Source organism: Streptomyces sp. NPDC003036, assembly GCF_040611175.1.
GTDB lineage: Bacteria > Actinomycetota > Actinomycetes > Streptomycetales > Streptomycetaceae > Streptomyces.
Map to the genome: position 1 here is coordinate 129,238 of NZ_JBEXNO010000001.1, position 13,389 is coordinate 142,626.

The following is a 13,389-nucleotide window of genomic DNA, read 5'->3' on the forward strand; positions in this document are numbered from 1 at the left end:
TCTCGGGGCGGCACGCGAAGGAAGTGAGGAACAGCCTTCATGGGGCGTCGGCTCGTACCACTCACGCTGGACAACCTCCCGGATCTCCCCAAGCGTTGCCGAACGTGCGTCTTCTGGGAGCTTGACCCGGTCAGCGGAGAGGCTGCGGTAAAGGCCGGAACTCCCGAGCTGGAGAAGGAGGCCTGGATCTCCGCGGTCCTGCTGGACTGGGGATCCTGCGGGCGCGTCGTCTATGTGGACGAGGTCCCGGTCGGGTTCGTGCTCTATGCGCCGCCCGCGTACGTGCCGCGCTCGACCGCCTTTCCCACGAGTCCCTTGTCGCCCGACGCCGTGCAGCTGATAACAGCCTGGATCATGCCGGGGTACCAGGGCCAGGGGCTCGGCCGGGTGATGGTGCAGACGGTGGCGAAGGACCTGCTGCGCCGGGGGTTCAAGGCGATCGAGGCGTTCGGGGACGCCCGGTGGAAGGAGCCGGCCTGCGTGCTGCCCGCCGACCACCTTCTGGCAGTGGGGTTCAAGACCGTTCGGCCCCATCCGGTCCATCCCCGGCTGCGGCTGGAGCTGCGCACCACGCTCTCCTGGAAGGAGGACGTCGAGCTGGCGCTCGATCGTCTCCTCGGAGCGGTCCAGAAGGACCCGGTGCTGCGCCCGCTGTAAACAGTGAGCGGCCCATCCCTGACCGGGATGGGCCGCTCACTGTTTCACGTGAAACGTGAGGCGTCAGCCCTTGACCTCGTCACCGATGAAGGGCTCGAGGTCGCGGACGATCGCGGCCTTCGGCTTGGCGCCGACGATCGTCTTCACGACCTCGCCGTTCTGGTAGACGTTCAGCGTCGGGATCGACATGACGCCGTACTTGGCAGCGGTGGCCGGGTTCTCGTCGATGTTCAGCTTGACGACCGTGATGTCGTCGCCGTGCTCGGCGGCGATGGCCTCCAGCGACGGCGCGATCTGACGGCACGGACCGCACCAAGCGGCCCAGAAGTCCACCAGCACGGGCTTGTCACTGTTGAGGACCTCGTCCTCGAAGGAGTCGTCGGTCACGTTCTTCAGGGTGCCGGCCACGGCAGCCTCCTTGATTCAACGGGGTGTGGGAGTGGGGAACAGGGGGCGGTCAGACGACCGGGGTCTTCTCCGGCTCGGCGGCCTTCTCGCTGTCGCCGAGCGCGGCGAGGAAGCGCTCGGCGTCCAGAGCGGCGGAGCAGCCGGTGCCCGCGGCGGTGATCGCCTGACGGTAGGTGTGGTCCACGACATCACCGGCGGCGAAGACGCCCGTGATGTTCGTGCGCGTGGACGGAGCCTCCACCTTGAGGTAGCCCTCGTCGTCCAGCTCCAGCTGGCCCTTGAACAGCTCGGTGCGCGGGTCGTGGCCCACGGCGATGAACAGACCGGTCGCCGCCAGTTCGGACGTCTCACCCGTCTTGGTGTTGCGCAGGGTCAGACCGGACAGCTTCTGCTCGCCGTGGATCTCGGCGACCTCGCTGTCCCAGGCGAACTTGATCTTCGGGTCGGCGAAGGCACGCTCCTGCATGGCCTTGGAGGCCCGCAGGGTGTCCCGGCGGTGGACGATCGTGACGGACTTGGCGAACCGGGAGAGGAAGGTCGCCTCCTCCATCGCGGTGTCGCCGCCGCCCACCACGGCGATGTCCTGGTCCTTGAAGAAGAAGCCGTCGCAGGTGGCGCACCACGAGACGCCCCGGCCCGACAGCGCGTCCTCGTTCGGCAGCCCGAGCTTGCGGTGCTGTGAGCCGGTCGTGACGATGACGGCCTTGGCGCGGTGGACGGTCCCGGCGGTGTCCGTCACGGTCTTGATGTCGCCGGTGAGGTCCACGGCGACGATGTCGTCCGGAACGAGCTCGGCACCGAAGCGCTCGGCCTGGGCCCGCATGTTGTCCATGAGGTCGGGGCCCATGATCCCGTCACGGAAGCCGGGGAAGTTCTCCACCTCGGTCGTGTTCATGAGCGCACCACCGGCGGTGACGGCACCTTCGAACACCAGCGGCTTCAGCGAGGCACGCGCGGTGTAGAGCGCTGCCGTGTAGCCGGCGGGCCCGGAGCCGATAATGATCACGTTACGGACGTCGCTCACGGGTTTCTTCCTCGTCTCTGCAGACTGCCTACTGCCTACGGGGCCGGGTCAAGGACTCTCACCCCACCCAACGGATCCTACGGGGCTCGCATTCCCGCAGTGCCCAAGCAGCACGGCAGCGTGATGTCAGGAACGGGGATAGGAGTGCGTGAGCAGCACGTTTCCCTTGGGCGCCTTCGTCGTGGTGCAGGCCGCGTCGACGACGTACACCTCTACCTGTCGGGCGTCCGCGGAGTGCGGCAGGACCACGAGGAAGGCCTTCCTGCCCTGGTATTCCCCCAGCTCAGCGGCGAGAGCCTGCTCGGTGCGCCCGGTTCCCGCCTGGACACAGTCCGGGACGGACACCTCTCCGGAGCGCTTCACCGAGTTGTTCCCGAGGCTGCGCTGGTCCTGCTTCCCCGGCGTCGTGGTGAAGGTCTCCGTGCTCTCCGCGCCCTCCGTGGCGAGGAGGGCCTCGACCTGATCCCCGAGAGGGACGCCGGAGAAGGTCGCCGTGTCGGCGGCAGTGACGGGGGCATCGGCCTTCTGGGCGTTGCCGCTGCGGTCCCCCGACGACTGGATGCCCTGGAGGAACAGCCCGCTCACGGCGACCAGCGCGGCCCCGAAGACCGCGCCGAGAACCGTTCTCCGACGCCGCTGCCGCGTGGAACCGGCGCGGCCGGGACCCGTGGCGGCGCTCGGTCGACCGGCGGGCCGCCCGACAGGATGCCCGGCGGGACGGTCCGCCGCGGCCGCCGGGGCCGGCTCGGCCGACGTCGGCGGGGTCGATGTTTCACGTGAAACATGCTCGCCCTCGCCCGTGGCGGGAGCGGTGGCGTCCAGGAGCGCTTCGGCGGCCAGCGCGGCATCAATGCGCCCGGCGACATCGGCCGGCATACGGGCGGGTCCGGGCAGAGTGCCCAGCAGTCCGCGGATCTCCTCCAGCGAGGTGCGTACATCGGCGCACAGCGCGCAGTCGTTCAGATGCCGACGCAGATCGGCGGTCCGCGACGGTGAGAGAAGCCCCTCGGTGAGGTCGGAGATCTCCGAGACATCCGGATGCTGAGTCGTGTCGGCCGTGGATGTCACGTGCGTCCACCTCCGCCCTTCACAGCAGCAGGATCATGGGGTCCTGCATCACGGCTTGCTCCCGACGCAGGTGGGACGGATGTCCCTGGCGTCCGGTTCCTTCCCCCTTCGGCCCCACCCTTACCCACGGTGTCACCGCGCAGATGAGTGAGCAGGGGAACCAGTCTCGCCCGGCCCCGGGCACAGCGGCTCTTCACCGTCCCGGTGGGTACGTCGAGGATGCGAGCCGCCTCGGCGACGGGGTAGCCCTGCATATCGACCAGTACCAGCGCGGCGCGCTGATCGGCGGGCAGCTTCGCCAGCGCCGCCAGGAGCTCCCGGTGAAGGTCGTGCCGCTCGGCGGGCGCCTCGGCCGACTCGTGGGGCTCCAGCAGCTGCTCCAGCCGCTCCGTGTCCTCGACGGGCGAGGTTTTGCGGGACGCGGCCTTGCGGGCGCGGTCCAGGCATGCGTTCACGGTGATGCGGTGCAGCCAGGTCGTGACGGCCGACTGGCCGCGAAAGGTGTGAGCGGACCGAAAGGCGGAGACGAGGGCGTCCTGAACGGCGTCGGCGGCTTCCTCCCTGTCCCCCAGCGTCCGCAGGGCGACGGCCCAGAGCCGGTCGCGGTGGCGGCGCACGAGCTCGCCGAAGGCGTCCGGGTCACCGCCGACATGGCGAGCCAGTAGTTCCTGGTCGCTCGTGCCGCCCAGTTCGGCATGGTCCAACGGTGCGCCCCCTCCCGCGTCTCTCCGTCAGCCGGTGAACTTCACGTCCGTGATGGCCTGCTTGTAGCCGGCGCCGCTGTAGCCGTCCCGCGCCGAGTAGGGCATCGCGGTCATCCACAGCAGCACATACCGGCTCTTCACCGGCTCCTTGGCGGACACCTGCAGGCTCTTACCACTGCTCTGTCCGGAAGCGATCTTCTTCATGGTGTCCACAGAGCCGGACGGCGACAGCGAATCGGCGGCGTAGAGCGTGATCGTCGTGTGAGGTCCGCCGTAGCGCAGCCCTATGGAGACGCTGGAGACGTCCTTGTCCGCTCCGAGGTCGTACACGATGCCGACACCCTGCTTGATCGAGGGCTCGAGCTCCGGCCCGTCGAGGAAGTAGTTCGTCCGCCAGTAACTGCCGCTGTCGCCGTCGTAGGTCTTCTGGACGTCGTTGACGTTCTGCGGGGAGCCGTCGGGGGCGTACTCCCTGGCGTCCTGGACCTTCAGCGGAACGGGGACCTTCCTCTTCTGCTCGCCCCCGGACGTGGCGGTGGTCTGCCTGGGCTTGGGGTCCTCGGCGGCCTTGGGCTGGTCGAGCAGCTTGTCGGCCACCTGCCAGCTGCCGAGGCCCAGCGCGGCGATGAGCAGCGCCGACACGACCCACTTGAGGGCCTTGCCCGTACGGCTCTGCAACGGCGGAGGCGGCACGGGCGTCGGCTGGGTGGCCGCGGCGACCGGGCGCGGCTTCGGCCGGCCGTACGTGCCCTGCTGGTAGGTCGTGCGCTGGTAGTCCGGCGGAGCGGGGAACTCGGGCTCCGGCGGGCGGATCCGGGGCATCGCCGCGACGGCCTTGGCGAGCTCGTCGGGCGTGGTGCAGGCGGGCTCCTGGCGGGAGGCGGTCGCTCCGTCGTTGGCGAGGGCACGCATGGCGATCTCGGACAGGCCGCGGTGCACCCCCGCCCGGACCTGGTCGGGGGCGATGAGCCCGACGCCCTTGGGCAGCCCGGACAGACCGTGTGCGTCGTCCTCGTACGGCCAGCGCTGGGTCAGCGCCGCGTACAGCAGTGCGCCGATCGCCTCGGTGTCGGTCCGCTGCGGACGCTCGGCGCTGATGCCCCGCAGGGCGGCGTTGACGGCGAGCCCGCGGATGCGCCACTGGCCGCTGGAGGTGCGCAGGACGGCGCTGGGAGTGAGACGGAGATGGGCGAGGCCCTCGCGATGGGCTGCGGCCATGGCCTGCGAGATCTGGCTGACGAGCTGGTACGCGTCGTGCGGTTCCAGCGGCCCGGCCGCGAGGAGGGCGGTGAGCTCGGTGGCGTCCGGCAGCCATTCATGGACGACGTAGACGAGCTCGTTCTCCTCGACGGCGTCCAGGACCTGCACGAAGCGCGGGTCACCGAGCAGCGCCGAGGAACGCGCCGCGGCCAGCACCGAGCGGGCCCTGGGGTGGTTCGCGGGGAGTACGTGCACCCCCACCGCGCGGCGCAGTTTCTCGTCGACGGCACGCCAGCTGCTGAAGCCGTCCAGACGGGTGACGCACTCCTCGAGCCGGTAGCGTCTGGCCAGTTTGTGGCCGCTGTGCAGCTCGGGTGTCGCACGGGAGGGCTGACCGCCGGTCCGCCGCTCGCCGTCGGTGTTCTCGGCGGATGTGTCCGCCGTGTCCTGCGCTTCCGCCACCCCGTCGGCCGCGGCCTTGTCCGCCTTCGCGGTCAGCGGGTCGTCACCGCTGTTGTCGGCCACGTCGACGGCAGCCGTGCTACGTTCCGCCACCGTCGTTCCTGCCTCCCCATCCGTTGCGCCATATCCAACAGCCATGCCAATTGTGCCCACAGTCCGCCGCCATGCACGACACGCGGTGGCCCACGATGGTTGCGCTGGTGGCCCGATCGGTCCGGTCCGTCAGCGGCCCAGGCGGCCGCGGACCATGCCCACCATGGCGTTGAGCTCCTGGATCCGCATCTTCCTGGCCGCCACGTAGAAGACGCCGAGCAGGACCACGCCACCGGCGACGAGCGCGACCAGAGAACCGAAGGCATCCTCGCCCAGCGTCCTCAGGAGGACGAGACCGACGGCGCCGCCGGCCATCGCCGCCGGGACGGACGCCATGCACAGCCGCGCGTAGGTCCGGACGACGTGCGAGCCGTCCAGATCGCCGCCGAGCCGCTTGCGCAGCCGGCGCCACGCGACGCCCACACCGACGGCGTAGGCGAGTCCGTACGAGGCGGCCATGCCCACGACGGCCCACCGGGCCGGCAGTACCACGTAGCAGGCCGCGGACGCGGCCGCGTTGACGGCCGCCACGATGACCGTGTTGTAGAAGGGCGTCCGCGTGTCCTCGTACGCGTAGAAGCCGCGCAGCACGACGTACTGCACCGAGTACGGGATCAGGCCGAGGCCGAAGGCCATCAGCATGTAGCCCATGCCGCGCGCGGCCTCGTCGGAGGCGGAGGCGAAGAGCAGGGTGCACATCGGCAGGCCGAGCGCGAGGAAGGTGAACGCGATCGGCACGATCGCGACGGCCGAGTTCCGCAGCCCCTGCGAGATGTCGTCGCGGACGGCGCCCGGGTCGTTGTCGTGCGCGGCGCGGGAGATCCGCGGCAGCAGCGCGGCCATGACGGAGACGGTGATGATGGCCTGCGGCATGCCCCAGATCAGCTGGGCGTTGGAGTACGCGAGGATGCCCGCCCCGTCCTTGCCCGAGGCCTTGCCGGCCGCCGTCGCGAGCTGCGTGACGACGACGACGCCCGCCTGGTTGGCCAGGACGAAGAGAACGGTCCACTTGGCGAGCTTGACCGTCTTGCCGAGCCCCTGGCCCTTCCAGTCGAACCGGGGCCGGAAGCGGAAGCCCGCCTCGCGCAGGTAGGGGATCATCGCCAGCGCCTGGACGACCAGGCCGAGCAGCGTGCCGATACCCAGCAGGCGCACGCCTTCGTCCGGGATCGTCGTGACGGCCATCCGGGTCTCCGCGGACGTGCCGTAGACCCAGATGAACATGCCGAACGTGAAGATCACGACGATGTTGTTCAGGACCGGGGTCCACATCATGGCGCCGAACTTGCCGCGCGCGTTGAGGATCTGGCCCATGACCACGTGCACGCCCATGAAGAAGATCGTGGGCAGGCAGAAGCGGGCGAAGGTGACCGCGACGCTGTTGGCGGCCGCGTCCTGGGCGAGGGTGTCCGACATCGCCCGGATCAGCAGCGGGGCGCCGAACACCGCGAGAGCGACGATCACACCGAGCGCGACCATGACCAGGGTCAACAGTCGGTTGGCGTAGGCCTCGCCGCCGTCCTCGTCGTCCTTCATGGAGCGGACGAGCTGGGGGACGAAGACCGAGTTCAGACCACCGCCGACGGTGAGGATGTAGATCATCGTCGGCAGGGTGGCCGCGACGGTGTAGGCGTCGCCGAGCGTGGCGGCACCCAGCGCTCCGGTGATGACGAGGCTGCGGACGAATCCGGTCAAGCGGGAGACCAGCGTGCCGGCGGCCATCACGGCGCTGGACTTCAGCAGGCCGGAGGCGCGGCCGCCGGACTTCTTCGGCGCGGCGGGAGCCGGCGCCGCTGCCGGGACCGCTTCGGGTTCGGGTGCGGGGCTGGGTGCGGGGCTGGGTTCGCCGGGGCCGGGCGCACCGGCGGCGGGCGGGTGGGCGTAGCCCTGCTGGTCGCGGTAGAGGTGGGCGAAGGCGTCCGGCGCGGGCTCGTCTCCACCGGCGTGGGTGACGAGCTCGTCGACGCCGGTGTACTGCACGGTCCGCGGGTCGTCACCGTACGGAAGGTGACGGGAGGGGCCGTCGGGCTCGGGCGGCGGGGTCTGCGCCCAGATACGGGGATCGGGAGCGTACTCGGGAGCGGTGGGCTGCTGGTAGAGCGGCTGCGGCTCCGGATACGTGCCGGGCGGGGGAGGCGGGTGCGCGGCGCGGTCGTAGAGCGCCTCGCTCACCGGGTCCTGCGCGGAGAGATCGTGCGCCCGGTACGGGTCGTGGTCGTAGGCGTCCTGGACGTAGGGGTCCGGGACGTACGGATCCGTGGCAGGCGGCGACGCCGGTGGCGGTACCTGGCCCGCCGGGGGCGCCGCATGCGTCCCGCCGGGAGGCGTACCGCCGCCACCCGCGCCCTGGCCGCGGTCACCGTCGTACGGCGCGTTCATGGATAACCCCACCTCATCGTCCCCGGCCGGCCGGCCACGACATCGCTCAACGGTCCACTTTCTCACCCGGGCCGGACGGCTCGGTGCTTTGCGCTCGGGTGTCCGGCGTCGGGTCACCCGGCTGCTGCGGATCGTCATCCTCCGCGGCGGCCTCCCGGGCGGCGGCGCGCTTGCGCTGGCTGTACATCCTGACGCCCGCGAGGACCAGCAGCAGTACACCACCCGCGATGACGAGCATCACCGTCGGCGTGATCTCGGAGACCTTCACGGTGAAGTGCATCGGCTTGCCGTACGGCCTGCCGTCCTCCGTGTACAGCTGCGCCGTCATGGGGACCGGGCCGTTGGCGTTCGCGGAGGCGGTGAACTTCACCGACTGGCTGTGGCCGCCGTCGATCCTCACCGGCTGCTCGGAGACGGTGTCGCCCCCGTTGAGCTTCAAGCGGGTCGGCTTCGAGGACTTCAGGCGCAGCACCAGGTGGTCGACGCCCTGCAGCAGCTTGTTCTGCACGGTCACCGGGATCGTGGCGCTGCGGCCGGAGAGGGTCAGGTCGGACTTCTCGATCAGCTTGACCTCGGTGGTCAGGCTCTTCAGGTGCGTCAGCACACCGCTGCGGTATCCGGCCGCCGCGTCCGGCTGCCCGCGCCAGGACGTGGACATCTCGCGGTTGATCGCATTGCCCACGGGTGTCACCACCCGGTAGGCCGCGGTGAGGATCACCTTGAAGTTGTCCAGCGTCTCCCGCGTGGCCTTCATGTCCTGGAAGGCCTGGACGGGAAGCTCATGGCGGCGCAGCTTCTGCGGGTAGTGGGAGAAGCTGGGGACCTGGGTGGTTGCGCGCGGGTCGGGCTTGGCGCCCGCCGCCGTAACCAGGTCGGCGGTCTGCGTCCAGCGCTCGTGGGACAGGCCCCGCAGCGCGCTCGCCATCGACTGGGCCTGGGCGGCGGTCGGCATGCGCTGCGGTGCGACGACGACGCTGCGCGCGTTGCCCGGCTGCTGCTGCGTCACGGTCAGGGTGTGGGCGAGGAACCGCTGGACCGCCAGCGTGGAGTTCTCGGCCCTGGTCATGTCGCCCTGGAAGGCGGTGGACAGCGCCTCGTCGGCCACGACGGCCGTGGTGCCGCCGCCGATGGGCCGGGCGGCCGTCGGCGTGTACGGGAGAGTGTCGCGCACGCTGTCGCTGCGCGCGATCACCTTGTCGGCACCGGCGGAGGTGGCGATGTCGACGATCGACGGGTCGAGCGCTCCGTCGACCGGCCAGGCGAAGTCGACGGACGGCTTCACGTGCAGGATCGTCTCCACGGTCGTCTCGGCGAGCTCCGTGGCCGGCTGCAGATGGCTGAGGGAGCCGGAGACGTCCTTGCCGCGGTGGGCGAGCGACGCCAGGTCGGGGTCGGCGTAGGGCAGCGCGACCACCTTGCCGCCCTCCACCGCCTTCTCCAGGGAGTTCAGCCACTGCTTGGCGACGGCCTGGTTGCGGCCCGGGACGTCGGTCTCCCCGTCCTTGACCTGGTAATTCCGGGTCATCGCCTCCACGGTGGCGAGCAGGTCGGGGTCGATGACCCAGGTGACCGGCAGCTCGGCGCCGAGGGAGACGAGACGCTCCAGCCGCCCGCCGGGGGCGAGCTCGGCGGCCAGGTCGTCGTTCTCGAAGACCGGGGTCTGCTGGTCGTCGGAGCCGGTCTCCGCGGACAGCCGCGTCGAGGAGATCAGCGGCCAGAGATAGGTGAGCTGGGTCTTCTTCTTGGTGCCTTCGGGCTGCCACGGAAGGAAGGTGCGCTCGATGCCGAGGACCTGGTTGTAGGGATCGCTGGGCGTCCGTCCGGTCAGCGAGACCCCGAGCTGGTACACGCCCTCCTTGCCGAGGCCCAGCTCGTCCACGGGCACGGTGAGCCGGAAGTCCTCGGTGGTCCCGGCGGGGAGAGTCGGGATCTGGTACGCGAAGGTTGGGGCGACCGCCGTGCCGTCACTGCTGGGCGTGAAGCCCTTGCGCCGGGCCACCTCGTCGATCGCTCCCCGGTTGGGCAGCGCGGAGCCCACCCGCAGATCCACCGTCGCCCCGCTGACCGTCTGTTTTCCCTCGTTGGTCACCGAACCGGTGATGGTGAGGGTGTCCCCCTCCGCCGGGGCGCTGGGGGTGAACGTGTCCAGAGACACATCCACGGTCGGTGATCCAGGAGCCTTCTCGTCGGCGTGAGCGGAGGGGGCGAGGGGGCCGTACAGCAGGGAGGCGAGCAGCGGCACACCAGCGAGCACCGAGGCCGAACGCCGCAGCCACCGGCGGGCAGGGGAGGGGCGGGTGCCCTGGAAGTCTGCCGCCTCGGCCACGCGCTGCCCGTCCCTCGTCGTCTGGTTGCCGTTGGTGGTTGTCGGATTCTGCGTCCACGCATGGTAACGAGACCGGCTGGGGCTAAGTGCCGCGGAGTGCTCCACACGGCCGGGCCGAAACGAGGACGCCCCGGCGGGCCCGGGCACGTAACCTTTTCTGCTGTGCCGAACCCCAACGAAGAGAACCCGACCGCCCTGAGCCAGGCGCAACGCCGCGCGGTCAGTGAACTACTGCGCGTGTCCCCCGTCGCCGACGATCTCGCCCGCCGCTTCAAGGAGGCCGGGTTCAGCCTCGCCCTCGTCGGCGGCTCGGTGCGGGACGCGCTGCTCGGGCGGCTCGGCAACGACCTGGACTTCACCACCGACGCCCGCCCCCAGGACGTGCTGAAGATCGTGCGGCCGTGGGCGGAGTCCGTCTGGGACGTCGGCATCGCGTTCGGCACGGTGGGGGCCCAGAAGAGCGCCCGCGTCGGAGACGCTGTCCAGCAGTTCCAGATCGAGATCACGACGTACCGCTCCGAGGCGTACGACCGGACCTCACGCAAGCCTGAGGTCGCGTACGGCGATTCCATCGAGGACGACCTCGTGCGCCGCGACTTCACGGTCAACGCGATGGCCGTCGCGCTGCCGGAGAAGGAGTTCATCGACCCCCACGGTGGTCTCCAGGACCTCTCCGAGCGTGTCCTACGGACACCCGGCACACCGGAGGAGTCCTTCTCGGACGACCCGCTGCGGATGATGCGCGCCGCGCGGTTCGCCGCGCAGCTCGACTTCGAGGTGGCCCCCGAGGTCATCACCGCGATGACGGAGATGGCGGAGCGGATCGACATCGTCTCCGCCGAGCGTGTGCGCGACGAGCTCAACAAGCTCATCGTCTCCGCGCACCCGCGCAAGGGCCTGGGCCTGCTCGTTGTGACCAGTCTCGCCGACAGGGTGCTGCCCGAGCTGCCCGCGCTGCGGCTGGAGAGCGACGAGCACCACCGGCACAAGGATGTCTACGAGCACTCGCTGATCGTGCTGGAGCAGGCCATCGACCTCGAAGAGGACGGCCCCGACCTGGTTCTGCGGCTGGCCGCGCTGCTGCACGACATCGGCAAGCCGCGCACGCGGCGCTTCGAGCCGGACGGACGGGTCTCGTTCCACCACCACGAGGTGGTCGGGGCGAAGATGGTCAAGAAGCGCATGACCGCGCTGAAGTACTCCAACGACATGGTCAAGGACGTGGCGCGCCTGGTGGAGCTCCATCTGCGCTTCCACGGCTATGGGACCGGCGAGTGGACCGACTCGGCCGTACGTCGTTATGTGCGCGATGCCGGGCCGCTGCTGAACCGGCTGCACAAGCTGACCCGCTCTGACTGCACGACACGGAACAAGCGCAAGGCGGCCGCTCTCTCCCGGGCGTACGACGGGCTCGAAGAGCGCATCGCCAAGCTTCAGGAGCAGGAGGAGCTGGACGCGATCCGGCCGGACCTGGACGGCAACCAGATCCAGGAAGTACTGGGCATCCGTCCGGGCCCTGCCGTGGGTCAGGCGTACAAGTTTCTGCTGGAGCTGCGCCTCGAGAACGGCCCGATGGAGTACGACGCCGCCGTTGCTGCGCTCAAGGAGTGGTGGGCAACGCAGGACCAGAGCGCTCGTACGTGACCGCACCGCCATGTTTCACGTGAAACGTGGCAGCCGCGACCGGAAGCCGAGGGCGATGTTTCACGTGAAACATCGCCCTCGCTCATGGGGTGACGGAGGCGCTGGCGCGCGGCCCCGATGCCTTCCAGCGCAGCAGCAGGACGGCGAGGCCCGCGTACAGCGCGGCGACCATGATGACCAGCGCGGCCGAGCGGCCGTCGGGTGGCAGCATCAGCGCGGCCATGCCCGCGGCGCCGACGAAGGCGACGTTGAAAAGCACGTCATAGAGGGAGAAGACGCGCCCCCGGTACGCGTCGTCCACCGCCTTCTGGACCACCGTGTCCGTGGCGATCTTCGTCCCTTGTGTGGTGAGCCCCAGCACGAAGGCGGCGATCAGCATCGGTGCCAGCGTGAAGGGCAGCGCCAGCGCAGGCTCCAGCACCGCGGCCGATCCCGCGCACACCGCCATCCAGCCGTACTGGCCCAGCCGCCCGACCGCCCACGGGGTGCAGACCGCGGCGGCGAAGAACCCTGCGCCCGAGATCCCGATGGCCAGCCCCAGCAGGGTGAGCCCTTCCTTCTCGGTCGCGGCCCAGGCGTACCGGCACAGCATGAGCACCATCACCGTCAGCGCGCCGTAGCAGAAGCGCATGACGGTCATCGCGGCCAGCGCCCGTGCCGCGTCCCGTCGCTCCGCCAGATGGCGCAGCCCGCTCGCCAAGCCCCGGACGGTCGAGGCGAGCGCCGCCCCGAGCCGCGGCTGCACCACATCGGGGTCAGGCCCGAGCAGGCCGCGTCCCATGCGCAGGGAAGCGAGCGCCGCGGACAGGTAGAGCAGCGCGCCCAGTACGACCACCGCGGCGTCGGAGTCGGCGATGAGCAGCCGTACGGCGAAGGCGAGGCCACCACCCGCGGTCGCGGCCAGGGTTCCGGCGGTGGGCGACAGGGAGTTGGCCACCACGAGCCGTTCCGCGTCGACGACCCGGGGCAGCGAGGCGGACAGCCCGGCCAGGACGAAGCGGTTGACGGCGGTGACCGAGAGGGCCGAGGCGTAGAAGAGCCAGTCAGGCACGGAGGCGAGGACCAGGAACGCGGTCCCGCCGGCGAGCAGCGCGCGCAGCAGGTTTCCGTACAGCAGGACCTGGCGGCGGCGCCAGCGGTCGAGCAGGACACCGGCGAACGGGCCGACGAGCGAGTAGGGCAGCAGCAGGACCGCCATGGCGGAGGCGATCGCCGCGGGCGAGGTCTGCTTCTCGGGCGAGAAGACGACGTAGGTGGCGAGGGCGACCTGGTAGACGCCATCGGCGCACTGGGAGAGCAGTCGTACGGCGAGCAGGCGGCGGAAGTCCGCGAAGCGGAGGAGTACGCGCAGATCACGTACGACAGGCATGGCCCAAGGGTCACATACGGCGAAGGCCCCCGGGCAGATGCCACGGGGACCTTCG

The 13,389-nt window shown here is 70.3% G+C and carries 10 protein-coding genes; 2 read left to right on the plus strand and 8 right to left on the minus strand.

From position 1 onward, the window contains the following. The first annotated feature begins 39 nt into the window (after nucleotides 1-39). Complete coding sequence (locus tag ABZX67_RS00590) at nucleotides 40-657, plus strand: GNAT family N-acetyltransferase (RefSeq protein ID WP_355352189.1); 618 nt, start codon at nucleotides 40-42, stop codon at nucleotides 655-657. Between the two features lie 63 nt (nucleotides 658-720). Here ABZX67_RS00590 and trxA read toward each other — a convergent pair whose 3' ends face one another. The 7 genes from trxA to ABZX67_RS00625 form a co-directional block, all read right to left on the minus strand. After that, nucleotides 721-1,065 carry a thioredoxin gene (gene trxA, locus ABZX67_RS00595; protein ID WP_355352192.1) on the minus strand — a complete coding sequence of 115 codons (345 nt, stop codon included), beginning with the start codon at nucleotides 1,063-1,065 and terminating at the stop codon, nucleotides 721-723. 49 nt (nucleotides 1,066-1,114) lie between these two features. Further along, nucleotides 1,115-2,089, minus strand: coding sequence for a thioredoxin-disulfide reductase (gene trxB, locus ABZX67_RS00600; RefSeq protein WP_355352195.1), 975 nt, complete (start codon nucleotides 2,087-2,089; stop codon nucleotides 1,115-1,117). Between the two features lie 126 nt (nucleotides 2,090-2,215). Beyond that, a complete protein-coding gene (locus ABZX67_RS00605) occupies nucleotides 2,216-3,157 on the minus strand; it encodes a hypothetical protein (RefSeq protein ID WP_355352198.1) in 942 nt (313 codons plus the stop codon). After that, nucleotides 3,154-3,861, minus strand: coding sequence for an RNA polymerase sigma factor SigM (sigM, locus tag ABZX67_RS00610; protein WP_355352201.1), 708 nt, complete (start codon nucleotides 3,859-3,861; stop codon nucleotides 3,154-3,156). The genes ABZX67_RS00605 and sigM overlap by 4 nt, the downstream gene beginning before the upstream one ends. Nucleotides 3,862-3,888: 27 nt before the next feature. After that, on the minus strand, nucleotides 3,889-5,616 hold the full coding sequence (locus ABZX67_RS00615; protein WP_355352204.1) for a protein kinase family protein: 1,728 nt from the start codon (nucleotides 5,614-5,616) through the stop codon (nucleotides 3,889-3,891). Nucleotides 5,617-5,745: 129 nt separating this feature from the next. Next, entirely contained in the window at nucleotides 5,746-7,995 is a 2,250-nt protein-coding gene (gene murJ / locus ABZX67_RS00620; RefSeq protein WP_355352207.1) for a murein biosynthesis integral membrane protein MurJ, read from the minus strand. A gap of 46 nt (nucleotides 7,996-8,041) precedes the next feature. Then, on the minus strand, nucleotides 8,042-10,321 hold the full coding sequence (locus ABZX67_RS00625) for a DUF6049 family protein (protein WP_355352210.1): 2,280 nt from the start codon (nucleotides 10,319-10,321) through the stop codon (nucleotides 8,042-8,044). Between the two features lie 162 nt (nucleotides 10,322-10,483). Between ABZX67_RS00625 and ABZX67_RS00630 the strand changes: the two genes are divergently transcribed. Next, the gene (locus ABZX67_RS00630; protein WP_355352213.1) at nucleotides 10,484-11,965 is read left to right on the plus strand and encodes a CCA tRNA nucleotidyltransferase; all 1,482 of its coding nucleotides are present in this window, start codon (nucleotides 10,484-10,486) and stop codon (nucleotides 11,963-11,965) included. Nucleotides 11,966-12,047: 82 nt separating this feature from the next. Here ABZX67_RS00630 and ABZX67_RS00635 read toward each other — a convergent pair whose 3' ends face one another. Further along, nucleotides 12,048-13,334, minus strand: a complete 1,287-nt coding sequence (locus ABZX67_RS00635; RefSeq protein ID WP_355352216.1) for an MFS transporter — start codon at nucleotides 13,332-13,334, stop codon at nucleotides 12,048-12,050. Nucleotides 13,335-13,389 lie beyond the last annotated feature (55 nt).

What these genes read in the sequence shown, in the direction of transcription:
- ABZX67_RS00590 (WP_355352189.1), top strand. Translation starts at nt 40, where the DNA reads ATGGGGCGTCGGCTCGTACCACTCACGCTGGACAACCTCCCGGATCTC.
- murJ (WP_355352207.1), bottom strand. Translation starts at nt 7,995, where the DNA reads ATGAACGCGCCGTACGACGGTGACCGCGGCCAGGGCGCGGGTGGCGGC.
- ABZX67_RS00635 (WP_355352216.1), bottom strand. Translation starts at nt 13,334, where the DNA reads ATGCCTGTCGTACGTGATCTGCGCGTACTCCTCCGCTTCGCGGACTTC.